The sequence below is a fragment of the Pseudomonas sp. NPDC087598 genome (assembly GCF_044743525.1).
GTDB lineage: Bacteria > Pseudomonadota > Gammaproteobacteria > Pseudomonadales > Pseudomonadaceae > Aquipseudomonas.
Window position 1 is genome coordinate 1 of sequence record NZ_JBIUWQ010000039.1, and the last position, 22,889, is coordinate 22,889.

Here is a 22,889-nt window from a genome sequence, read left to right on the forward strand (position 1 = left end):
CGCCCAATCCCGGCGCCGCCCACATCGGAAATCCCATGCAACTCAAGAATCCCATCCTCGGCCTGTGCCAACAGTCCACATTCATGCTCAGTGCCGCCAAAGTCGATCAGTGCCCTGACGACGAGGGCTTTGAAGTGGCCTTCGCCGGTCGTTCCAACGCCGGCAAATCCAGCGCCCTGAACACCCTGACTCACGCCAGCCTGGCGCGGACCTCGAAAACCCCGGGTCGCACACAGCTGTTGAACTTCTTCAAGCTAGACGAAGATCGGCGTCTGGTCGACCTGCCGGGCTACGGTTACGCAAAAGTACCGATCCCGTTGAAGATGCACTGGCAGCGTCACCTTGAGGCGTACCTCGGTGGCCGCGAGAGTTTGAAGGGTTTGATTCTGATGATGGACATCCGTCATCCAATGACCGACTTCGACCTGCTGATGCTCGACTGGGCCGTTGCGGCCGGCATGCCGATGCACATCCTGCTGACCAAGGCCGACAAACTGACCTACGGCGCCGCCAAGAACACCCTGCTCAAGGTGCAGTCGGAAATCCGCAAGGGTTGGGGTGATTTGGTCACCATCCAGCTGTTCTCCGCGCCAAAACGCATGGGCCTGGAAGAGGCCTACACTGTCCTGGCAGGCTGGATGGAACTGGCAGACAAAGGCACCGAGGCGGCTGCCGAGTAGGCGGGATAGGGAAATTTGTTTGTAGTGTGTTCAGGCAAGGCGAAAGGGCAGTGGAAAGCGGAGTTTAGGGGACCTAAATGAGCATTTGAGCTGTGCTTTCAACGCGGCATGAACGCGCTACAGACAAATTTTTGGCAAAAAAAGCCCCGGATTTCATTGGGGAGGGAGAAATTCCGGGGTTCAAGTTCCGAACCGCTAGGGCGGGGTTCAGATATCTGCCAACACTTAACACAACATAGGAGCATCGAAGGGCTTCACCAGCCATTCAGTAACTCTGAGTAGTGTCCTTCCAGATTAGTTCAGAATTTTTTCAAAAAGCTTTGGAATAATCCCAAGTGCTTTTCGAAATAAGCAGGTTTTACCGGCTCTGCCGCGACGCCATGTCGCGGCAGACCGAGTTCAAATGGCTCAGTGAGCCTCATCCCAATTGTTGCCCACACCCACTTCGACCAGCAGCGGCACATCCAGTTTCGCCGCTTCGCTCATGTGCACGCGAATCTCGCTGCTGACCTGCTCGACCAGATCCTCGCGAACTTCCAGCACCAGTTCATCGTGCACTTGCAGGATGACTTTGGCGTCCAGCCCGGACGTCGCCAGCCAGTTATCCACTGCCACCATGGCTTTCTTGATGATGTCGGCTGCGGTGCCCTGCATCGGCGCGTTGATCGCCGTGCGTTCGGCTGCTGCGCGTTCCTGTGGCTTGTTGGAGTTGATCTCCGGCAGGTACAGGCGACGGCCGAAGAAGGTTTCGACATAACCCTGATCCGCCGCCTGGGCGCGAGTGCGATCCATGTACTCACGAACCCCTGGATAGCGCGCGAAGTACGTATCGATGTAAGCCTTGGCGGTCTTGGTGTCGACGCCGATGTCCTTGCCGAGCTTCTGCGCGCCCATGCCGTAGATCAGGCCGAAGTTGATCGCCTTGGCGCCACGGCGCTGGTCTGAGGTCACTTCGTTGAGTTCGACCTTGAACACTTCGGCAGCGGTCGCGGTGTGCACGTCGAGATTATTGCGGAAGGCGTTCATCAGGCCTTCGTCTTTGGACAGGTGGGCCATGATCCGCAGTTCGATCTGCGAATAGTCCGCCGCCAGCAGTTTGTAGCCTTTCGGCGCGACGAAAGCCTGACGAATGCGTCGGCCTTCCGCAGTGCGCACCGGAATGTTCTGCAGGTTCGGATCACTGGAGGACAAACGCCCGGTCGATGCTACCGCCTGGTGATACGAAGTGTGGATGCGCCCGGTGCGCGGGTTGATCTGCTCCGGCAGGCGATCGGTGTAGGTGCTTTTCAGCTTGCTCATCGAACGGTGCTCCATCAGCACCTTCGGCAAGCGGTGATCGTCTTCGGCGAGTTTCGCCAGCACTTCCTCAGCGGTGGACGGCTGACCCTTGGCAGTCTTTTTCAACACCGGCAGACCGAGTTTCTCGTAGAGAATCACGCCCAGTTGCTTCGGCGAGCCGAGGTTGAATTCTTCCCCGGCGATCTCGAACGCTTCGCGCTCCAGCGCCACCATTTTGTTGCCGAGCTCAATGCTCTGAATGCCGAGCAGTTCAGCATCGACGAATGCGCCTTGACGCTCGATGCGCGCCAGCACCGGCACCAGTGGAATTTCGATGTCGGTCAAAACGCTGGCCAGGCTCGGGATGGCGCTAAGCTTTTCGAACAGGGTCTGGTGCAGACGCAGGGTGATGTCGGCATCTTCCGCAGCATACGGCCCGGCCTGTTCCAGAGCGATCTGGTCGAAGGTCAGCTGCTTGGCGCCTTTGCCAGCGATGTCCTGGAAGCTCACGGTGGTGTGATCCAGGTACTTCTGCGCGAGGCTGTCCATGTCGTGACGGGTGGCGGTGGAGTTGAGCACGTAGGACTCAAGCATCGTGTCGAAAGCGATGCCGCGCACGGTGATGCCGTTGTTCTGGTCGCCACCGATGGCGCAGTTGGCCAGGATGTTCATGTCGAACTTGGCGTGTTGGCCAACCTTGAGCTTGCTCGGGTCCTCCAGAATCGGCTTGAGTGCGCGTAGCACGGTGTCGCGATCCAGTTGTTCCGGTACGCCGATGTAGGAGTGGGTCAGCGGAATGTACGCGGCTTCGTTGGCCTGCACGGCGAACGACAGACCGACCAGTTGCGCCTGTTGTGCGTCGATGCCGGTAGTTTCGGTGTCGAAGGCGAACAGCTTGGCGTTGTTCAGCTTTTCCAGCCAGACGTCGAAACGCGCCTGATCGAGGATGGTTTCGTAAGCGGCTTCAGCGGGAGCGGCAGGCGCCTCGGCTTCTGGTGCGCTGAACAGATCGCCCGCCGGCGCAGGCTCGCTGGCTGCGCTCAATTCCAGACGTTTGGCGTCGCGATCCAGATCATTGATCCAGCTCTTGAATTCCAGCAGGGTGTACAGCTCGTAGAGCTTGGCCGGGTCTTCCGCGCCCATTTGCAGGTCGTCGAGTTCGACGTCCAGCGGCACGTCGACCTTGATGGTCGCCAGTTGGTAGGAGAGGAACGCCATCTCCTTGTGTTCTTCGAGCTTGGCCGGGAGGGTCTTGGCGCCGCGAATCGGCAGGGTCGGCACAATGTCGAGATTCGCGTACAGCTCGGTGAGGCCGCCGTTGACGCCGACCAGCAGGCCGGAAGCGGTCTTCGGGCCGATACCGGGAACGCCCGGGATGTTGTCGGAAGAGTCGCCCATCAGCGCCAGGTAATCGATGATCTGCTCCGGTGCGACGCCGAATTTCTCCTTCACGCCTTCCACATCCATCGAACTACCGGACATGGTGTTGACCAAGGTAATGTGGCCATCGACCAGTTGCGCCATGTCCTTGTCGCCGGTCGAGATGATCACCGGCCGATCCGCCGCCGCGCTGCTGCGGGCGAGGGTGCCGATCACGTCGTCGGCCTCGACACCTTCAACGCACAGCAACGGGAAGCCGAGCGCGATCACGCTCTGGTGCAGCGGTTCGATCTGCACGCGCATGTCGTCGGGCATGCTTGGGCGGTTGGCCTTGTATTCGGCGTACATCTCATCGCGAAAGGTCCCGCCCTTGGCGTCGAAGACCACCGCGAACGGGCTGTCCGGGTACTGCTTGCGCAGACTCTTGAGCATGTTCAACACGCCCTTGACCGCGCCGGTCGGCAGGCCTTTGGAGGTGGTCAGCGGTGGCAGGGCGTGGAAAGCGCGGTACAGGTAAGACGAACCGTCCACCAGGACGAGGGGGGCTTGGCTCATGAGCAGGATCAACCTTTTCGGCGGGTCCGGCGCTAGAATAGCGGGACCGTTGACGACAAAGGGACAAGGTTATCATGCGTACGTTAAATCGCTTGCTGCTGGTCGGTCTGATTGCTGCCTCACCTTTGGCCGTGATGGCGGCGGATGATGCGCCGGCAAATGAGCCGGAAGTTACCATCAACACGCACACGGAAGGCGACAAGGTCATTCAGGAATACAGCCGGAGTGGCTTCGTGTATGCGATCAAGGTCACGCCGAAGGGCGGAAAGCCGTATTTCCTGGTTCGCGCCGATGGTACGGACGCGAACTACATACGCTCCGACCAGCCGGATATGCTGATTCCGTCGTGGGAAATTTTTACCTGGAAGTAAGTTTCCCGACTTTTAATCGGCGCCGCGCGAAAGCGGCGCCAGAACTGAGCAGTTTTTAACCATGTCTGTGTTCACCCCCCTGGCTCGGCCCGAGCTGGAAACCTTTCTCGCCCCCTACGGGCTCGGCCGTCTGCTCGATTTCCAGGGGATCGCCGCCGGCAGTGAAAACACCAATTTCTTCATCAGCCTGGAGCAGGGCGAATTCGTCCTGACCCTGGTCGAGCGCGGCCCGGTGCAAGAGATGCCGTTCTTCATCGACCTGCTCGACGTGCTGCACGAGGCTGATCTGCCGGTGCCTTATGCCCTGCGCACCACCGACGGCGTCGCGTTGCGTGAGCTGAAGGGTAAACCGGCGCTGTTGCAGCCGCGCCTTTCGGGCAAGCACATCAAAGTCGCCAATGCCCAGCATTGCGTGCAGGTCGGTGAGTTGCAGGCGCATCTGCACCTGGCGACCCAAGGCGAGCGCATGATCAAACGCAAGACCGACCGTGGCCTGGACTGGATGCTGGAGGAGGGTACCGAGTTGCTCTCGCACCTGAGCGATGAGCCGCGTGCCTTGCTGCAAAAGGCTCTGGATGAAATCACTGAGCGCAAAGAGAAGATTCTTGCGCTGCCTCGGGCGAACATTCACGCGGACCTGTTTCGCGACAACGCGATGTTCGAAGGCACGCACCTGACCGGGCTGATCGACTTCTACAACGCCTGCTCGGGGCCGATGCTCTACGACGTGGCGATTGCCCTGAACGACTGGTGTTCGGACGACGACGGGGTGATTGATGGCCCAAGGGCGCGGGCGTTCCTCGGTGCTTATGCGGCATTACGCCCGTTCACAGCGGCGGAGGCCGAGTTGTGGCCGACGATGTTGCGCGTGGCCTGTGTGCGGTTCTGGCTGTCGCGGTTGATCGCGGCTGAGCAGTTTGCCGGGCAGGATGTGCTGATTCACGATCCGCAGGAATTTGAACAGCGGTTGGCGCAGAGGCAGCAGGTTCAGACTCCGCTACCTTTCGCCCTCTGAAACTGTGGCGAGCGAGCTTGCTCGCGCTGGGCCGCGCAGCGTCCCCAAAATTCTGGCAGTCAGCCAGATTTTTGTGAGTGCTGCGCACTCAAGCGGGAGCAAGCTCCCTCGCCACAGGTTTTGGTTTGTTACAACGATTCCAGGCAACCGGCCAGATCATTGCCCAACTTCTCCAGTACCTGCTCATAGCCCTGAGCGGTCGCCGGGGTGTACCCGCCCAACGCATCCAGCTCAGCCAGTTTTACCGGCAGACCTGCCACCAGTGTCTCGGCCAGACGTGGCCGCAATGGCGGCTCGCTGAACACACAGGTCTTGCCGACTTCCTGCAAACGCTTGCGCATCGCCGCGACATGCTGCGCGCCCGGCTGCACTTCGGCTGCCACACTGAACACGCCGGTGTGCTTCAGGCCGTAAGCCTCTTCAAAGTAATCAAACGCCTCGTGAAAGACGAAGTAAGGCTTGCCTTCAACACCCGCCAGACGCTTCTTCAAAAGCACATCCAGTGCATCCAGACGCTCGTCGAAAGCCTTGGCATTGCTCTGATAGCGTTCGGCGTTGGCCGGGTCGGCAGCGCTCAAGTCAGCCGCCATCTTGTCGGCAATGACCCGCGCGTTGACCGGCGATAGCCACAAATGTGCGTCCAGTGTGCCCGGACGGTGATCGTGATCATGCTCGTCGGCCTCTTCGGCGTGGGAATGGCTGTCTTCAGCAAAGCGACGCAGTTTCATCCCCGGCAGATCCTGCACTGCCACGCTTGGCAGCGTACGACCGTTCAGCACGCGTGGCAGGAAACCTTCCATGTCCGGGCCGATCCAGTAGAGCAGATCCACCGACTGCACCTTCCGTACGTCGGACGGGCGCAGGGCGTAATTGTGTGGCGAGGCGCCGGGCGGCAGCAGCACTTCGGGAATCGCCACACCGTCCTGCACTGCCGCAGCAATCAGCTGCAACGGCTTGATGCTGGTGAGGACTTTGACCTCGGCCTGAGCCGAACCGATCAGCAGAAAACTGGCGACAAATGCCACAAAAACAGAAAAAAGTCGGGACACGATGACCACTCAAGGAGGCGAGAACGGGTAACATAATAACGTCTCTATCAAAACTCGTCGCCGCCCATGCCTATTACACCGATTGCCAGCCGTCCCCACGATCACTCTCATTGCGTGCACAGCGCTTTGTCCGAGGCCGATACCTTGTGCGCCCAGAAAGGCTTGCGCCTGACCGCGTTGCGCCGCCGGGTGCTGGAACTGGTGTGGCAGAGCCACAAGCCACTGGGCGCCTATGACATTCTCGCCGTGCTGAGCGAGCAGGACGGCCGTCGTGCCGCACCGCCAACCGTCTATCGGGCTCTGGATTTTCTGCTCGAAAACGGTCTGGTGCACCGCATCTCCTCGCTCAACGCCTTCGTTGGCTGTGTGCATCCTGAGCATGCGCATCAGGGCCAGTTCCTGATCTGCCGCGATTGCCATGCTGCCATCGAGCTTGAGCAAAAAGTGATCAGCGACGCGATCATCAATAGCGCCAAGGACGTCGGTTTCATCGTCGAAGCACAGACCGTCGAAGTCGTCGGCCTCTGCTCCGGTTGCCAGGGGGCTTGATGAGCAACGCGCTGATCCGTCTGGAACAGGTTGCCGTCACGTTTGCCGGGCAGACCGTGCTGGACAACATCGAGCTGAGCGTCGAGCCGGGGCAAATTGTCACGCTGATCGGCCCTAATGGCGCCGGCAAGACCACGCTGGTGCGTGCCGTGCTCGGGCTGTTGAAGCCGGACAGCGGCAGTGTCTGGCGCAAGCCGAAACTGCGCGTCGGTTACATGCCGCAAAAACTCCACGTCGATCCGACCCTGCCGCTTTCGGTGCTGCGCTTTCTGCGCCTGGTGCCAGGCGTTGATCGTCCGCGTGCGTTGGCGGCGTTGAAAGAAGTGGGCGCCGAGCATGTCATCGACAGCCCGGTGCAGAGCGTTTCCGGCGGCGAAATGCAGCGTGTGCTGCTGGCCCGGGCGCTGCTGCGCGAGCCGGAATTGCTGGTGCTCGACGAGCCGGTGCAAGGCGTCGACGTCGCCGGGCAAGCCGAGCTGTACAGCCTGATCACCCGTCTGCGTGACCGCCATGGCTGCGGCGTATTGATGGTGTCCCACGATCTGCATCTGGTGATGAGCACCACCGACCAGGTGGTCTGCCTCAACCGCCACGTCTGCTGCTCCGGGCATCCCGAGCAGGTCAGCGGCGATCCGGCGTTTGTCGAGCTGTTTGGCAAGAATGCCCAGAGTCTGGCGGTCTATCACCATCATCACGACCATGCTCACGACTTGCATGGCTCGGTCGTCAAAGGGCCGGTTATCGGCCAACCTCACGTTCACGGAGACAACTGCAAGCATGGCTGATTTTCTGTTGTATGCCCTGCTTGCAGGTCTGGCGCTGGCGATTGTTGCAGGACCGCTCGGCTCGTTCGTGGTCTGGCGGCGCATGGCCTATTTCGGCGACACCTTGTCTCACGCGGCATTGCTCGGCGTGGCGTTGGGTTTTCTACTGGATGTCAGCCCGACGGTCGCAGTGACCGTCGGCTGCCTGCTGCTGGCGGTGCTGCTGGTGACCTTGCAACAGCGTCAACCGCTGGCGTCCGACACGCTTTTGGGAATTCTCGCACCCAGCACGCTCTCACTCGGGCTGGTGGTACTAAGCTTCATGCATGAAGTGCGGATCGACCTGATGGCCTATCTGTTCGGCGACCTGCTGGCGATCAGTCCGACCGATCTGGCGTGGATCCTTGGTGGCAGCGCGGCGGTGCTGGTTGTGCTGGTGGCACTGTGGCGGCCACTGCTGGCAATCACCGTGCACGAAGAGCTGGCCAAGGTCGAAGGCCTGCCGGTGGCGGGTCTACGCATGGCGCTGATGCTGTTGATTGCGGTAGTGATTGCGGTGGCGATGAAAATTGTCGGTGTATTGCTGATTACTTCGCTATTGATCATCCCGGCGGCTGCGGCACAGCGTCACGCCCGTTCGCCGGAGCAGATGGCCCTGGGCGCGAGCCTGCTGGGCATACTCGCCGTGTGCGGCGGGCTGGCGCTGTCGTGGTTCAAGGACACCCCGGCCGGCCCGTCAATCGTTGTGACGGCGGCCGCACTGTTTCTGCTGAGTTTTGTTCTGCCCCGTCGAGGGGTGTAGACTTGCTCGCTTTTTGCGCAATTAGAGAGTCGCAGGAATGAAGCCGTTCGCCTCCCGTTATCTGCTCCTTGTTGCATTTTCAGTGCTGCTGGGCGCCTGTCAAAGCACGCCGCCGGTGGCCGAAGTCCCCGATGCGCGGGCTACGGCCATCGCACAGCTGGAGCAAAGCCTGGCCAGCAGCGAACTGGCCACCGCCGAAGACCAATTGGCCGCTTTGCAGGCTGAAACCCCCAACGACCAATCCCTTGAGCAATACCAGCGGCAACTGGCCGAGGCGTATCTGCGCCGCAGCCAGATCGTCCTGCAAAAGGGTGATGTGAATGCGGCCGCGACGGCGTTGAGCCGTGCCCGTGTGCTGATGCCCAAGGCGCCGGCGCTGACCGGTGGCGTCAATGGTGCAATCACCGAAGCGCGCAAGGCTGAGCTGGAAAAGGCTGAGGCGGCGTTGCTGGCGGCTGAAGCCAAGCCAAAAGCCAAAGTGATCGACCCGACCGCCGAAAGCACCACGGTTGCGTTGAACATCACCGATAGTCGCAAACTTCGCCGTCAACTGGATGCGATCGCCGCCGATGTGGTGAATTACGAGTGCTCGGTGAGCATTCAGGCGCCGCGTACTAATGATTACCCGTGGTTGTCGACGCTGCTGACCAAGCGGGTGAAGAAACTGAATCCGGATTTCGATCTGCAGATTCAGAAGCAGATCTTGCGCACAGTGCCGGCGCAGATGGTCTTGAGTCCGCGTAAACCCTAAAAGCATCGCGGGCAAGCCCGCTCCCACAGGTACAGCGTGATCCCTGTGGGAGCGGGCTTGCCCGCGATGACGTCTTACCAGTCGCCGAATTTCTTAGGCCGGAATGGCTTTCGCCTTAGGCTCGCGATCCCAAACCCGATGCTGCCTGATCGCAGCAAAGAACGGCTTGGTCAACGCCGGCACATCCTTGCCCTGCAGCAGCCCGGCATCCGCCTCCAGCTTCAGCAAATCCTGCAACTGCTTGGCATCGCCGTGCAGCGCAATCGCCTTCAGATGCTTGTACGCCTCCAGCAGGTAATGCAACGCCACGCCATCACCGCTCAACGCTTTGATCGACGCCGCTCCACCCGGCACAAACACCGCATCGAAAATCACTGACGGCATGCCTTCCATCGATGCATCCACCGGCAGGGTTTTGCCGTCGGCAGTCTTCACTGGCGCTGACGTCGGGCCAAGCAACTTGGCATGAGCACCTTCAGCCGCCAACGCCTTCTTCATTGCATCAATCGCCGCGCCATCGACGCCATTCGCGGCAAGAATCGCCACTTTTCGCGTCTTGATGTTCTCCGGCAACAGGTTGGCCTGGCTCAGCGAAGGTGAATTGTCGAAAGAGGTTTTGCGCACCTCTACCGTGCCTTTGCTCGGTGCCGGCAAGCCCAGATTGGCCGCGACACGTTTGGCCAGCTCCAGATCGATGTTGGCGAGAATCTCGTTCACCTCACGTGCCCGGATGAACTCACGCTCAACCTTGCCCAGCTCAAAGCTGTAGGCCGCGATGATGTGTTCTTTCTCATGCGCACTCATGCTGTTGAAGAACAGCCGTGCCTGGGAAAAGTGATCGCTGAACGACTCGCTGCGTTGGCGAATCTTCGCCGCGTCGATGCGTTCCGGGTAACTTTCAAAACCACCATCCTGCGCGGCGGGCGGGGTTTCCTTCGGCCAGCCGCCATCAATCGAGTTCGGCTCGTAAGACGCACGACCCTTGTCGATCACCGTGCGGTGCTGAGCATCGCGCTGCCCGTTATGGAACGGCGCCACCGGACGGTTGATCGGTAGTTCGTGAAAATTCGGGCCGCCGAGTCGGCTGATCTGCGTATCGGTGTAGGAAAACAGCCGACCTTGCAGCAGCGGATCGTTGGAGAAGTCGATCCCCGGTACGATGTGGCCCGGGCAGAAGGCAACCTGCTCGGTCTCGGCAAAGAAGTTGTCCGGGTTACGGTTCAGGGTCATTTTGCCCAGCGGCGTAATCGGCACGATCTCCTCGGGGATCAGCTTGGTCGGGTCGAGGATGTCGAAATCGAAGTCATGCTCGTTTTCCTCCTCGATGACCTGCACACCCAACTCCCATTCCGGGTAGTCGCCCATTTCGATGGCTTCCCAGAGATCGCGACGGTGGTAGTCGGTGTCCTTGCCGGCAAGTTTCTGCGCTTCATCCCACACCAGCGAGCAAGTGCCGGCGGTAGGTCGCCAGTGGAATTTGACGAAGCGCGATTTACCCTCGGCGTTGACTAGCCGGAATGTATGCACGCCGAAGCCTTGCATGCTGCGCAGGCTTTTCGGGATCGCCCGGTCGGACATCGCCCAGATGACCATGTGCGCCGATTCCGGCACCAGTGAAACAAAATCCCAGAACGTGTCATGCGCCGAACCGCCAGTCGGTATCTCGTTATGCGGCTCGGGTTTTACCGCGTGGACGAAGTCGGGAAACTTGATCGCATCCTGAATAAAGAACACCGGCATGTTGTTGCCGACCAGGTCGAAGTTGCCTTCATCAGTGAAGAACTTCACCGCGAAACCACGCACGTCACGCACGGTGTCGCCGGAGCCCCGCGGCCCTTGCACGGTGGAAAAGCGCACGAATACCGGCGTCTTTTTCCCCGGATCCTGTAGGAAGCCAGCCTTGGTCAATGCTGCATGATTCTCGTAAGCCTGAAAGAAACCATGCGCGCCGGTGCCACGTGCGTGAACGATGCGCTCCGGGATCCGTTCATGGTCAAAGTGCGTGATCTTTTCACGCATGATGAAATCTTCCAGCAACGACGGCCCGCGGGGGCCGGCCTTGAGGGTGTTCTGGTTGTCGGCGACTTTCACACCTTGATTGGTGCGCAGCGCCTGACCGGTGGCGTCGGAGCGGAATTTCTCCAGGCTGTCGAGTTTGGCATTGGTGTTGGCGCGATCCTTGGTATCGGTCCCGGCCATCTGGCTTTTGTCGGAGGTAGGCTTCTTGCTGCTCATCAGTCGTAAACTCCTCGTTTGACCCCGATGCGTGTCGGGGACTCTTGAGTGGTTCCCGGGCACGGTACCCAGGGTTTTCAAGTCGCTTACTTAGTGACTGATGAGGGTTTTGGGCGTTCCTTTTTTATGACCTTTGATCTTGTTATTGCCAAATCGAAGGTTAATTGCGAAATAAATGCTAAGAACCTCTATACGGACAGGCTAAAATGCGCGCCCGGCTAACCGCTGATCCTTTTCTAACGCGCCCCACAAGGTTCGCTACGTGATCGAGTTTCAAAACGTCCACAAGACTTACCGCGTCGCCGGTAAGGACATTCCCGCCCTGCACCCGACCAGTCTGACGATTGAGAACGGTCAGGTCTTCGGCCTGATCGGTCATTCCGGTGCGGGCAAAAGTACCCTGCTGCGGCTGATCAATCGCCTGGAACAATCCAGTGGCGGCAAGATCATCGTCGATGGCGAAGAAGTCACCGCGCTGGACGCCAACGGCCTGCGCCGTTTCCGCCAGCAAGTCGGGATGATCTTCCAGCACTTCAACCTGCTCGCCTCCAAGACTGTGGCCGACAACGTTGCGTTGCCGCTCACCCTGGCCGGTGAGCTGTCGAGCAGCGACATCGACAAGCGCGTCGCCGAGTTGCTCAAGCGCGTCGGCCTGTCCGATCACGCAAAGAAGTATCCGGCGCAATTGTCCGGCGGCCAGAAGCAGCGCGTCGGCATCGCCCGCGCTCTGGCGACCAAGCCGAAAATCCTGCTGTGCGACGAGGCCACCAGCGCTCTCGACCCGCAGACCACGGCGTCGGTCCTGCAACTGCTGGCCGAGATCAACCGCGAGCTGAAACTGACCATCGTCCTGATCACCCACGAGATGGATGTGATCCGCCGTGTCTGCGATCAGGTCGGCGTGATGGATGCCGGTGTAATCGTCGAGCAAGGTTCGGTTGCCGATGTGTTCCTGCATCCGCAGCACCCGACCACCAAGCGTTTCGTCCAGGAAAGCGAGCAGATCGACGAAAGCGAGCAGCGCGATGACTTCGCTCACGTGCCCGGTCGTATTGTGCGTCTGACCTTCCAGGGCGAAGCGACCTACGCGCCATTGCTTGGCACCGTCGCCCGGGAAACCGGCGTCGACTACAGCATCCTCGCCGGTCGCATCGACCGCATCAAAGACATTCCGTACGGGCAATTGACCCTCGCCGTCACCGGTGGCGACATGGAAGCGGCCTTCGCCCGCTTCACCGCCGCTGACGTTCACATGGAGGTATTGCGCTAATGGAAGATCTGATCAGTTTCTTCACCAATATCGACTGGTACGAAATCTGGCTGGCGACCGGCGACACCCTGCTGATGCTCGGTGGTTCGCTGCTGTTCACCGTGCTGCTCGGCCTGCCGCTGGGCGTGTTGCTGTTTCTCTGCAGCCCGCGTCAGCTCCTGGAAAACCGTGGCGTCTACGCGTTCATGTCGCTGGCGGTGAACATCCTGCGTTCGCTGCCGTTCATTATTCTGTTGATCGTGATGATCCCGTTCACCGTGCTGATCACTGGTACGTCGCTGGGCGTGGCCGGTGCGATTCCGCCGCTGGTGGTCGGCGCTACGCCGTTCTTCGCGCGTCTGGTGGAAACCGCGCTGCGTGAAGTTGATCGCGGCATCATCGAAGCGACTCAGTCGATGGGCGCGACCACGCGGCAGATCATCATGAACGCTTTGCTGCCAGAGGCCCGTCCGGGCATCTTCGCGGCGATTACAGTGACGGCGATTACACTGGTGTCCTACACGGCGATGGCCGGTGTAGTCGGCGCCGGTGGTCTGGGTGACCTGGCGATCCGTTTCGGTTATCAGCGTTTCCAGACCGACGTGATGATCGTTACCGTGGTGCTGCTGTTGATCCTGGTGCAAGTGCTGCAGATGGTCGGTGATCGACTGGTCGTACATTTCTCGCGCAAATAACCGGTTTTGTAACTTAGAGATGAGCCGGCCATTCGCTGGCAGGCGCCAAGACGGGCGCTTTGAAAAGGAGTTAGCTGAATGAAAAAACTGATCGCTGCTTTCGCTGCCGTTGCGGCATTCTCGGCCCACGCCGAAACCCTGACCGTTGCCGCCACTCCGGTGCCGCACGCGGAAATCCTCGAATTCGTGAAGCCGGCGCTGGCCAAAGAAGGCGTGGATCTGAAGGTCAAGGTGTTCACCGACTACATTCAGCCGAACGTACAGGTCGCTGAAAAGCGTCTGGACGCGAACTTCTTCCAGCATCAGCCGTACCTTGATGAGTTCAACAAGGCCAAGGGCACCAGCCTGGTGGCGGTGACTGGCGTGCACCTGGAACCGCTGGGCGCGTACTCGAGCAAGATCAAGGATCTGAAAGACCTGCCAAGCGGCGCCAATGTGGTGATCCCGAACGACGCCACCAACGGCGGCCGTGCGCTGTTGCTGCTGGCCAAGGCTGGCGTGATTACTTTGAAGGATCCGACCAACATTCTGTCGACCGTCAAAGACATCGCACAGAACCCGAAAGACCTGAAGATCCGTGAACTGGAAGCCGCGACCATCCCGCGCGTGCTGACCCAGGTCGATCTGGCGCTGATCAACACCAACTACGCGCTGGAAGCCAAGCTCGATCCGTCCAAGGACGCGCTGGTGATCGAAGGTAACGACTCGCCTTACGTGAACATCCTGGTGTCCCGTGCGGACAACAAGGACAGCGACGCCATGAAGAAACTGGCAGCCGCCCTGCACAGCCCGGAAGTGAAGCAATTCATCACCGAGAAGTACAAAGGCGCGGTATTGCCGGCGTTCTGATTCTGGCGCTGTAACGAAAAAGGGGGCGCCATGAGCGTCCCCTTTTTTTTGCCTGCTGTCCGCACTGCATTTGTGGCGAGGGGATTTATCCCCGTTCGGCTGCGCAGCAGTTGCAGATTTTGGGGCCGCTTCGCAGCCCAACGGGGATAAATCCCCTCGCCACAAAGAGTCCCGGTGCTTCCAGTGGTGCGTTACTTGCGGTTCAGCATCACCGGCAACTGCGCAACCAGTTTGGCGTTGTTCAGCGGTGCACGAATAAACCCACGCTGCGTGCCATCCGGGCCAATTACCGCGAGGTTGCCGCTATGGTCGACGGTGTAATTCGGCTTGCTGGTATCGGCCGGAATAAACGGAATACTCACCGCGTTCGCCACTTTCTGCAGCTCTTCAATCGAGGTCGGCGTCAGGCCGACAAACTGCGGATCGAAGTATCCCAGGTACTGCTTCAGCTGCTTCGGGTTATCGCGGTTCGGGTCAACGCTGACCAATACGATCTGCAACTTATCCACAGCGTCCTTGGGCAATTCACTCTTGATTTGCCGCAGCTGCGCCAACGTGGTCGGGCAGATGTCCGGGCAGAAGGTGTAACCGAAGAACAACAGACTCCACTTGCCTTTCAATTCGTTGATCGCGACCGGTTTGCCGTCCTGATCGGTCATCGTCACGTCCGGCAGGTTGCGGCTCTGCGGCAGCAGGATGATGCCGGCGTCGATCAGCGCTGTGGGGTCGCCCTGGCCCTTGCCGCTCAGCACTTTGTTGACGGTCAGGCCGAGGATCAGCGCGATCACGGCGACGAGGATGAAGACGGTTTTCTGGGTTCGAGTCATAGGTTCAACAGTAAGTAGTGGTCTACGAGCAGGGCGATGAACAGCAGGAACAAGTACCAGATAGAGTACTTGAAGGTGTTGATCGCCGCGTGCGGCCGAGTGCCACGGTACAGCACCACGGCCCATTGCAGGAACCTTGCGCCCAGCGCGAGTGCGCAAATCAGGTAGAGCACGCCGCTCATGTGGATCACGTACGGCAGCAGACTCACCGCCAGCAGCGCGAAGGTGTACAGCAGAATGTGCACTTTGGTGTAGTGCTCGCCGTGGGTGACTGGCAGCATCGGGATGTCAGCCTTGGCGTATTCCTCTTTGCGATGGATCGCCAGCGCCCAGAAATGCGGCGGCGTCCAGGCGAAGATGATCAGCACCAGCAACAGCGGTTCGGCGCTGACGTGGCCGGTGGCGGCGGTCCAGCCGAGCAGCGGCGGCGCGGCGCCGGCGAGGCCACCGATGACAATGTTCTGCGGCGTCGCGCGTTTGAGAAACCCGGTGTAGATCACTGCGTAACCGAGCAGCGAGGCCAGCGTCAGCCATGCCGTCAGCGGGTTGGTGAAGGTCAGCAGCAACGCCTGACCAAGCAGCGCCAACACCAGCGCAAAGGTCAGTGCTGCGGCAGGCGAAACCCGGCCTTCGGCCAAAGGCCGTTTGTGCGTGCGCGCCATCACCGCATCGATGCGCCGATCCACCACATGGTTGACCGCCGCCGCGCCACCGGCACACAGCGCGATGCCCAGATTGCCGAACACCAGCACCGTCCATGGCACCCCGGCACGAGTGGCGAGGAACATGCCGACCAGCGAGGTGATCAGCATCAGCACCACGACTTTCGGTTTGGTCAGTTCCAGATAATCACGCCAGATCGCCTGATGCGGTCGTTCGCCAATCAGAATCGCCACGGCGTTTCTCCTTTTATTGTGATGGGCGCGGCCGAGTGTTTACGCGGGCTGAGGCGCCAGCGTGCGAGCACCGGTTGTTTGACCCGGACCAGACTGGTCCGCGCGTGGTAATTGACCAGCACCATGGTCAGCAACAGCGCCGCGCCGCCGGCGTTATGCGCCACGGCCACCGGCAGCGGCAGATGAAACAGCACGTTGCTGATGCCAAGGGTGATTTGCGCGGCGAGGGCGATCACCACCAATCCGGCTAGTCGCGTCATGCCGACCACTTTCAGTTGCCAGGCCAGGCCGAGTAAAACCAATGTCACCAGCAGCGCACCGATTCGGTGGGTCAGATGAATTGCCGTGCGTGCATCGCTGTCGAGTTGCCCGCCGAGGTAATTCGGGCCGATGTGCTGAGTCAGGTGAAAACCGTTGGCGAAGTCTGCGGGTGGCAGCCATTGGCCGTGGCAGGTCGGGAAGTCGATGCAGGCCACCGCCGCATAATTGGAACTGACCCAGCCACCGAGCGCGATCTGGCCGATCACCAGTAACAGGCCAGCAGTCGCCCAATACTGCAAACGCTTGGGCACGGTCAGCGCCGGCAACACGCCGGATAACCTCAACGTCAGCAAAAACAGCAGGCTCAAGGTGGCAAATCCGCCAAGCAAATGCCCGGTGACCACTTGCGGCCAGAGCTTGAGCGTCACTGTCCACATGCCGAACGCCGCTTGCGCAAACACCACCGCCAGCAGAAACAGCGGCAGCTTCAGCGGCTGCCCCGGATGACGCCGATTGACCCAGGCGCGCCCGGCCAGAATCGAAATCAGCATGCCGAGGGTGCCGGCGAAGTAGCGGTGGATCATCTCGTTCCAACCCTTGTGCGCCTCTACCGGCGAGTCAGGGTAATGCAGTTCGGCATGGGCCAGTTGGGCTTCGCTTTTCGGCACGCTGATAAACCCATAACAGCCCGGCCAGTCCGGACAGCCCAGGCCTGCGTGGGTCAGGCGGGTGTAGGCGCCGAGCAGCACCACAATCAGTGCCAGCAGGGTGGCAAACAGCGCGAGGCGAAATCCAGGTTTGGCCATGACGATGCCCTTATCCGATGTTCGACAGTTTCAGCAGGTGACGCAGGTCGTTGAGCAGATCCTTTCCTTTGACGTTCGGGTCGTAACGCAGCACCAGATTGCCGTGCGGATCGATGATCCACAGTTGCGGGGTAGCCTTGTCGCCAGTGGTCTTGCTGAAGGTGGTGACATCCAGTGGATAGCGTTGCAGTTGCGGATATTCACGGGTCAGCTTGGCTTCGTAGTCAGCGCCCAAAGGCTGTGCGGCGGCCAGGGCGTGGCTGGCGCGGCTGGCATCACGACCGAGGCCGATCTGGATCTGCCGCGCCAGGTACACCAACTGCTGGCAATCGACCGCGCAATCCTTGGGCGCGGTTACCAGCATCTGCCAGCGCTCTTCATCGGCTTGTACGCCGAGGTCGGCGCGGGTCTGGCCATTGCCGATCAGTTCGCCGTGATAGCTGCGGCCATCCGGTACCCAGAACTGCAATTTGTACATGCCGGTGGCGAGGATCATCGGACCGATCACACCGAGCAGGATCAGCAGCAGCTGGATGCGTCCGCGACGGCGACTGGCGACGGGTTTCGCTTCAGACATGCTGGGTGGATTCATGGCCGTTCCCATGGTGTTTCTCCTTTGCGTTGTGCAAGCCCAAATAGACGTAGAGGCCGAGCAGGGCGGTGGCCATGGCGAACCACTGCACGGCGTAACCGAGGTGTTTTTCCGGGCCCATGGCGACTACTGGCCAGTCGGCCTCGTAGCTGGCCGGGCCTTGTTCTGCACGCACTTCGTAGGTGAGGCCGTCGCGGCCGAGGGTTTTCCACAACTTGGCCGGCTCGACGGCGGTGATGGTTTGCGGCCAGGTGCTGCTGACCGGGTCGGCATGCAACTGGAAGGTGGCGCCGGGAGCGACGTAGACCCAGGCATCGATACTCAGCGCCTCGGCAGGCGTGCTGAATTGTGGCGCTACGCGACGGTCCGGCCATGGCAGCCAGCCACGATTGACCAGCAGCCACAGTCCTGTGGCCCGGTCCTGAAACGGTTGCAGCAGCTCCACGCCGACCTTGCCGTTACGCTGGCGGTTGTCGAGCAGCAGGCTGTGCGCAGCATCGAACTGGCCATGCAGATGCACCCGGCGAAAGGCCGGATCGGCGCTGTGCAGCAATTCGCTGCTGGCCATCGGTTCGGCGGCGCGACGTTCGGCGTAGCTGGCGAGCAGGGCGGTTTTCTCCGCGCCACGGCTCAGTTGCCAGAAGCCCAGCGACACCAGCAGCGGCAGCAGCAACGCCACCACCACGGTCGGTATCACGCCCGGACGAAAACGCTTCATGGCTGAGCCACAAAGTCAGTCGTCGCGATCGCTATACTCAACTGCATCGCCTGTCCCCCGGAGTCTTCCCATGCTCAAAGCAGCCATCGTCGTGCTGCTGATTGCCACGGTGATCAGCCTGTTCAGCGGCCTGTTTTTCCTGGTCAAGGACGACAGCAGCTCAAATCGCCTGGTCATCGCCTTGAGTGTTCGGGTGGCATTGGCCGCTGCCACCGTCGGCTTGATCGCCTGGGGCTTTTACAGCGGCCAACTGGTATCGCATGCGCCTTGGTAGTGCTGATCCTCAGAGCACGTAAACGAAGATAAAGAGGCCGATCCAGACCACGTCGACGAAGTGCCAATACCAGCTCGCCGCTTCGAAACCGAACTGATGCTCGGCATCGAAGTGGCCCTTCATGATGCGCATCAGCATCACGAACAAAATGATCGTGCCGATGGTCACGTGGGCGCCGTGGAAACCGGTGAGCATGAAGAACGTTGCGCCGTAGATGCCCGAACCGAGGGTCAGGCCCAGTTCGTGGTAGGCGTGCATGTATTCCTCGGCCTGCAAGGCGAGGAAGCCGCAGCCCAGCAGCACGGTGATCGCCAGCCAGATTTTCAGCGCGCCGCGATGGCCCTTTTTCAGCGCATGGTGGGCGATGGTGATGGTCACGCTGGAGCTGACCAGCAGAATCGTGTTGATCAGCGGCAGGCCCCAAGGGCTGATGACTTCCTTCGGTGGCGGGAACAGTTTCGGATCAGGGGTGTGCAGCAACGGCCAGGTGAACTGGAAGTTCGGCCAGAGCATGTGGGCGATGCCTTTCGGGCCTTCACCGCCGAGCGCCGGGCCGGAAATGTGGCGCACATAAAACAGTGCACCGAAAAACGCGGCGAAGAACATCACCTCGGAAAAGATGAACCAACTCATGCCCCAGCGAAACGAGCGATCAAGCTGCGGGCTGTATAGCCCCGAACGGCTTTCCTTGATCACTGTGCCGAACCAGCCGAACAACATGTACGCCAACAGCAGTCCGCCGACGAAAAAGATGTACGGCCCGTGGGATTCCGGGCGTGCGGCTTTCAGATCGTTGAACCAGGTCGCCAGGCCGTACACGGTGATGGCCATGCCGAAGGTGGCAATGATCGGCCATTTGCTCTGGGCCGGAACGTAATAATGCTCATGAGTTGCCATTTATTGTTCTCCTTATCGGGCACGCTTAACCGCCAGTATTTGCAGCCACTGGTGGATGACGGGCGGTGATATCGAACAGCGTGTAGGACAGCGTCAGGTGCTTCACATCCTTGGGCATGTCGCGGTCAACAATGAAGCGCACCGGCATCTCGATCTGCTGACCGGGTTGCAGCACCTGCTGGGTAAAACAAAAGCATTCGGTCTTGTGGAAATACGCCGCCGCGTTGCTCGGCGCGATGCTCGGCACGGCTTGCGCACTCATCGGTTTGTCGGTGGGGTTGCGGGCGATGAAGATCATCTCGTTGACCGCGCCGGGGTTGGCGGTCAGTTCGTCATGCTTGGGGTAAAACTCCCACGGCATGTCGACGTTGTTGGTCGACAGAAACTGCACCCGCACCTGCCGCGAAGTGTCGACCACTTGTTCACCCTCGTACTGCCCCGCAGTCTTGCCGTTGATGCCGAAGGCTTTGCACATCACGTCGTAGATCGGCACCAGGGCAAAGCCGAAAACGAACATCGCCACCACTACTCCGAGCAGGCGGGTGACGAGTTTTTTCATCGAGACCGAGTCAGCCATGGTTCATGCCTCCCCCGAAAGTGCGAGCGAGCTTGTGTGGCGAGGGAGCTTGCTCCCGCTGGGTTGCGCAGCAGCCCCAAAGATTTTGTGGGCGCTGCGCACCCAAGCGGGAGCAAGCTCCCTCGCCACAGGGATTGCTTCAGCAGGGGAGGTTTTCATTTCACTTCCGGCGGTGTAGTGAAGGTGTGATACGGCGCCGGCGACGGCACGCTCCATTCCAGCCCTTCCGCGCCATCCCACGGTTTGGCCGGTGCCGGCGGGCCACCGCGAATGGTCTTGATCACGATGAACAGGAAAAAAATCTGCGTGGTGCCGAACATGAATGCGCCAATCGACGAGACCATGTTGAAGTCGGCGAATTGCAGGTTGTAGTCCGGAATCCGTCGTGGCATCCCCGCCAGACCGACGAAGTGCATCGGGAAGAACGTCAGGTTCATGCCGACGAAGGACAACCAGAAATGCAACTTGCCGAGGGTTTCGTCGTACATGTGACCGGTCCATTTCGGCAGCCAGTAGTACGTGGAGGCGAAGATCCCGAAGATTGCCCCTGGCACCAGCACGTAGTGGAAATGCGCGACCACGAAGTAGGTGTCCTGATACTGGAAGTCCGCCGGAGCGATGGCCAGCATCAGCCCTGAGAAACCACCAATCGAGAACAGGATCACGAACGCCACGGCAAACAGCATCGGCGTTTCGAAGGTCAGTGAGCCTTGCCACATGGTGCTGGCCCAGTTGAACACCTTCACCCCGGTCGGCACCGCGATCAGCAGCGTCGCGTACATGAAGAACAGCTCGCCCACCAACGGGATGCCGACCACGAACATGTGGTGCGCCCAGACGATGAATGACAGGAACGCGATGCTCGCCGTGGCGTAGACCATCGAGGTGTAGCCGAACAGCGGCTTGCGCGAAAACGTCGGGATGATCGAGCTGACGGCGCCGAACGCCGGCAGGATCATGATGTACACCTCAGGATGCCCGAAGAACCAGAACACATGCTGGAACAGCACCGGGTCACCGCCACCGGCGGCACTGAAGAAACTGGTGCCGAAGTGGATGTCCATCAGCATCATCGTCACGCACCCGGCCAGTACCGGCATCACCGCAATCAGCAGGAACGCGGTGATCAGCCAGGTCCAGACGAACAGCGGCATTTTCATCAACGTCATGCCGGGGGCGCGCAGGTTGAGGATGGTCGCGATCACGTTGATCGCGCCCATGATCGAACTGATCCCCATCAGGTGGATGGCGAAAATGAAGTAGGTCACGCTTTCCGGCGCGTAAGTGGTGGAGAGCGGTGCGTAGAACGTCCAACCGAAATTCGGCCCGCCACCGGCAGTGAACAGGGTAGAGACCAGCAGGATGAACGCTGCCGGCAACAGCCAGAAACTGAAGTTGTTCATCCGTGGCAGAGCCATGTCCGGCGCGCCGATCATCAACGGGATCATCCAGTTGGCGAGGCCGACAAACGCCGGCATCACCGCACCAAACACCATCACCAGCCCGTGCATGGTGGTCATCTGGTTGAAGAATGCCGGCTCAACGATCTGCAGCCCGGGCTGGAACAGCTCGGCGCGAATCACCATGGCGAACGTGCCGCCCAGCAGGAACATGGAAAACGCGAACCACAGGTACAGTGTGCCGATGTCCTTGTGGTTGGTGGTCAGCACCCAGCGCATCAGGCCTTTGGCGGGGCCGTGGGCGTGGTCGGCATGACCGTGGTCATCGATTACAGCGCTCATGGCCTGTCTCCTGTAAACGAGTGAGCTGGGCGGGCCGGGGCGCGATGCCCCGGCCGATGGATTACCTGCGCGATAGACCGGGTCATTTGCTTTCCGCCTGTTTCAGCTCCAGCACTTCTTTTGGCGTGACCATGTCGCCCTTGTTGTTGCCCCAGGCGTTGCGTTCATAGGTCACGACCGCCGCGATATCGACTTCCGACAACTGCTTGCCGAACGCTGCCATCGCAGTGCCGGGCTTGCCGAAATACACGCGGTGCAGGTGGTCTGCTTTCGGTCCGGTGGCAATCGGCGAGCCTTTGAGTGCCGGGAACATTGGCGGCAGGCCCTGGCCTTCGGCCTGGTGACAGGCGACGCAGGTGGTGTGATAGATCTTGTCGCCGCGCTCCTTGAGTTCGTCGAGCGTCCATTCCTTGCTGGTCAGCTCTTTGAGCTGCGCGGCCTCGGCTTTGCGGTCGGCGAGCCACTTGTCGTAGTCGGCCTTCTCCTTGACCTCGACCACGATCGGCATGAAGCCGTGATCCTTGCCGCAGAGTTCGGCGCACTGCCCACGGTAAATGCCGGGCTTGTCGATGCGGGTCCAGGCTTCGTTGACGAACCCCGGGATCGCATCGCGTTTAACCGCGAAGGCCGGCACCCACCACGAGTGAATAACGTCGGCGGAGGTCACGAGGAAGCGCACCTTGGCCCCGGTCGGCAGCACCAATGGCTTGTCGACTTCGAGCAGGTAGTGCTCGCCCTTGGTTTCCTTGTTGTGGATCTGCTCGGCGGGGGTGGCCAGGTTGCTGAAGAACTCGACGTCCTGGCCCAGGTATTTGTAGTGCCACTTCCACTGGTAACCGGTGATCTGGATATCGATATCCGGCTCACTGGTGTCGTACATCTTGATCAGGGTGGCAGTCGCCGGAACGGCCATCGCCACCAGAATCACGAACGGCACGATGGTCCAGAGGATTTCGACGGTGGTGCTTTCGTGGAATTTTGCGGCGACCTGCCCGGTAGAACGGCGGTGCACCATCATCGACCAGAACATGGCGCCGAAGACGATGATCCCGATCACCACACAGATCCAGAAAATGG

23 protein-coding genes are annotated in these 22,889 nt (G+C 60.3%); 11 read left to right on the top strand and 12 right to left on the bottom strand.

All coding sequences use genetic code 11. From position 1 onward, the window contains the following. The first annotated feature begins 35 nt into the window (after nt 1-35). Nucleotides 36-680, top strand: coding sequence for a ribosome biogenesis GTP-binding protein YihA/YsxC (yihA, locus tag ACIOWE_RS19940; RefSeq protein ID WP_194936201.1), 645 nt, complete (start codon nt 36-38; stop codon nt 678-680). 408 nt (nt 681-1,088) lie between these two features. Here the strand turns inward: yihA and polA are convergent, their stop codons facing one another. After that, complete coding sequence (polA, locus tag ACIOWE_RS19945) at nt 1,089-3,893, bottom strand: DNA polymerase I (protein ID WP_401394889.1); 2,805 nt, start codon at nt 3,891-3,893, stop codon at nt 1,089-1,091. 74 nt (nt 3,894-3,967) lie between these two features. Between polA and ACIOWE_RS19950 the strand changes: the two genes are divergently transcribed. Beyond that, complete coding sequence (locus tag ACIOWE_RS19950; RefSeq protein ID WP_401394892.1) at nt 3,968-4,264, top strand: DUF2782 domain-containing protein; 297 nt, start codon at nt 3,968-3,970, stop codon at nt 4,262-4,264. Between the two features lie 61 nt (nt 4,265-4,325). After that, nucleotides 4,326-5,279 carry a homoserine kinase gene (locus tag ACIOWE_RS19955; RefSeq protein WP_401394894.1) on the top strand — a complete coding sequence of 318 codons (954 nt, stop codon included), beginning with the start codon at nt 4,326-4,328 and terminating at the stop codon, nt 5,277-5,279. Between the two features lie 128 nt (nt 5,280-5,407). On the opposite strand, the gene ACIOWE_RS19960 is transcribed toward ACIOWE_RS19955, so the two are convergent. Beyond that, the gene (locus ACIOWE_RS19960) at nt 5,408-6,328 is read right to left on the bottom strand and encodes a zinc ABC transporter substrate-binding protein (RefSeq protein WP_401394897.1); all 921 of its coding nucleotides are present in this window, start codon (nt 6,326-6,328) and stop codon (nt 5,408-5,410) included. A gap of 66 nt (nt 6,329-6,394) precedes the next feature. On the opposite strand from ACIOWE_RS19960, the gene ACIOWE_RS19965 reads away from it, so the two are divergent. Genes ACIOWE_RS19965 through ACIOWE_RS19980 form a run of 4 tightly spaced genes read left to right on the top strand, consistent with a single transcriptional unit; the run spans nt 6,395 to nt 9,194 of the window. Continuing rightward, complete coding sequence (locus ACIOWE_RS19965; RefSeq protein ID WP_007911760.1) at nt 6,395-6,877, top strand: Fur family transcriptional regulator; 483 nt, start codon at nt 6,395-6,397, stop codon at nt 6,875-6,877. After that, nucleotides 6,877-7,662, top strand: a complete 786-nt coding sequence (gene znuC / locus ACIOWE_RS19970; RefSeq protein WP_008081224.1) for a zinc ABC transporter ATP-binding protein ZnuC — start codon at nt 6,877-6,879, stop codon at nt 7,660-7,662. The genes ACIOWE_RS19965 and znuC overlap by 1 nt, the downstream gene beginning before the upstream one ends. Further along, on the top strand, nt 7,655-8,443 hold the full coding sequence (znuB, locus tag ACIOWE_RS19975; RefSeq protein ID WP_401394900.1) for a zinc ABC transporter permease subunit ZnuB: 789 nt from the start codon (nt 7,655-7,657) through the stop codon (nt 8,441-8,443). The genes znuC and znuB overlap by 8 nt, the downstream gene beginning before the upstream one ends. A 37-nt stretch (nt 8,444-8,480) precedes the next feature. Next, the gene (locus tag ACIOWE_RS19980; RefSeq protein ID WP_201236134.1) at nt 8,481-9,194 is read left to right on the top strand and encodes a PA5502 family lipoprotein; all 714 of its coding nucleotides are present in this window, start codon (nt 8,481-8,483) and stop codon (nt 9,192-9,194) included. 93 nt (nt 9,195-9,287) lie between these two features. Here the strand turns inward: ACIOWE_RS19980 and katE are convergent, their stop codons facing one another. Next, nucleotides 9,288-11,429 (bottom strand): catalase HPII, encoded by a 2,142-nt coding sequence (katE, locus tag ACIOWE_RS19985; protein ID WP_401394904.1) that lies wholly within the window; start codon nt 11,427-11,429, stop codon nt 9,288-9,290. 262 nt (nt 11,430-11,691) lie between these two features. Between katE and ACIOWE_RS19990 the strand changes: the two genes are divergently transcribed. The 3 genes from ACIOWE_RS19990 (at nt 11,692) to ACIOWE_RS20000 (ending at nt 14,222) form a co-directional block, all read left to right on the top strand. Next, a complete protein-coding gene (locus ACIOWE_RS19990) occupies nt 11,692-12,699 on the top strand; it encodes a methionine ABC transporter ATP-binding protein (protein ID WP_201236132.1) in 1,008 nt (335 codons plus the stop codon). Further along, entirely contained in the window at nt 12,699-13,373 is a 675-nt protein-coding gene (locus ACIOWE_RS19995) for a methionine ABC transporter permease (protein ID WP_401394908.1), read from the top strand. Before ACIOWE_RS19990 ends, ACIOWE_RS19995 begins: the two co-directional genes overlap by 1 nt. Before the next feature lie 78 nt (nt 13,374-13,451). After that, a complete protein-coding gene (locus ACIOWE_RS20000) occupies nt 13,452-14,222 on the top strand; it encodes a MetQ/NlpA family ABC transporter substrate-binding protein (RefSeq protein ID WP_166222191.1) in 771 nt (256 codons plus the stop codon). A 191-nt stretch (nt 14,223-14,413) separates the two neighbouring features. On the opposite strand, the gene ACIOWE_RS20005 is transcribed toward ACIOWE_RS20000, so the two are convergent. From ACIOWE_RS20005 to ACIOWE_RS20025, 5 genes are read right to left on the bottom strand one after another with little or no spacing between them, the layout of a single operon-like run. After that, entirely contained in the window at nt 14,414-15,049 is a 636-nt protein-coding gene (locus ACIOWE_RS20005) for an SCO family protein (RefSeq protein ID WP_007911741.1), read from the bottom strand. Continuing rightward, entirely contained in the window at nt 15,046-15,945 is a 900-nt protein-coding gene (cyoE, locus tag ACIOWE_RS20010; protein ID WP_038365028.1) for a heme o synthase, read from the bottom strand. The genes ACIOWE_RS20005 and cyoE overlap by 4 nt, the downstream gene beginning before the upstream one ends. Further along, nucleotides 15,933-17,012, bottom strand: a complete 1,080-nt coding sequence (locus tag ACIOWE_RS20015) for a heme A synthase (RefSeq protein ID WP_401394912.1) — start codon at nt 17,010-17,012, stop codon at nt 15,933-15,935. The genes cyoE and ACIOWE_RS20015 overlap by 13 nt, the downstream gene beginning before the upstream one ends. Nucleotides 17,013-17,022: 10 nt before the next feature. Then, nucleotides 17,023-17,616 (bottom strand): hypothetical protein, encoded by a 594-nt coding sequence (locus ACIOWE_RS20020; protein WP_401394915.1) that lies wholly within the window; start codon nt 17,614-17,616, stop codon nt 17,023-17,025. Beyond that, on the bottom strand, nt 17,582-18,322 hold the full coding sequence (locus ACIOWE_RS20025; protein ID WP_401394918.1) for an SURF1 family protein: 741 nt from the start codon (nt 18,320-18,322) through the stop codon (nt 17,582-17,584). The genes ACIOWE_RS20020 and ACIOWE_RS20025 overlap by 35 nt, the downstream gene beginning before the upstream one ends. Before the next feature lie 70 nt (nt 18,323-18,392). Between ACIOWE_RS20025 and ACIOWE_RS20030 the strand changes: the two genes are divergently transcribed. Beyond that, nucleotides 18,393-18,596, top strand: coding sequence for a twin transmembrane helix small protein (locus ACIOWE_RS20030; RefSeq protein WP_041073718.1), 204 nt, complete (start codon nt 18,393-18,395; stop codon nt 18,594-18,596). 9 nt (nt 18,597-18,605) lie between these two features. Here ACIOWE_RS20030 and ACIOWE_RS20035 read toward each other — a convergent pair whose 3' ends face one another. The 4 genes from ACIOWE_RS20035 to coxB all read right to left on the bottom strand — a co-directional run. Continuing rightward, nucleotides 18,606-19,493, bottom strand: coding sequence for a cytochrome c oxidase subunit 3 (locus ACIOWE_RS20035; RefSeq protein WP_201236128.1), 888 nt, complete (start codon nt 19,491-19,493; stop codon nt 18,606-18,608). A 25-nt stretch (nt 19,494-19,518) separates the two neighbouring features. After that, the gene (locus ACIOWE_RS20040; RefSeq protein WP_401394921.1) at nt 19,519-20,070 is read right to left on the bottom strand and encodes a cytochrome c oxidase assembly protein; all 552 of its coding nucleotides are present in this window, start codon (nt 20,068-20,070) and stop codon (nt 19,519-19,521) included. Nucleotides 20,071-20,225: 155 nt separating this feature from the next. Beyond that, nucleotides 20,226-21,812, bottom strand: a complete 1,587-nt coding sequence (ctaD, locus tag ACIOWE_RS20045) for a cytochrome c oxidase subunit I (protein WP_401394924.1) — start codon at nt 21,810-21,812, stop codon at nt 20,226-20,228. Between the two features lie 82 nt (nt 21,813-21,894). Then, nucleotides 21,895-22,889 (bottom strand): cytochrome c oxidase subunit II (gene coxB, locus ACIOWE_RS20050; protein WP_401394927.1); only part of this gene is annotated, 995 nt, incomplete at its 5' end.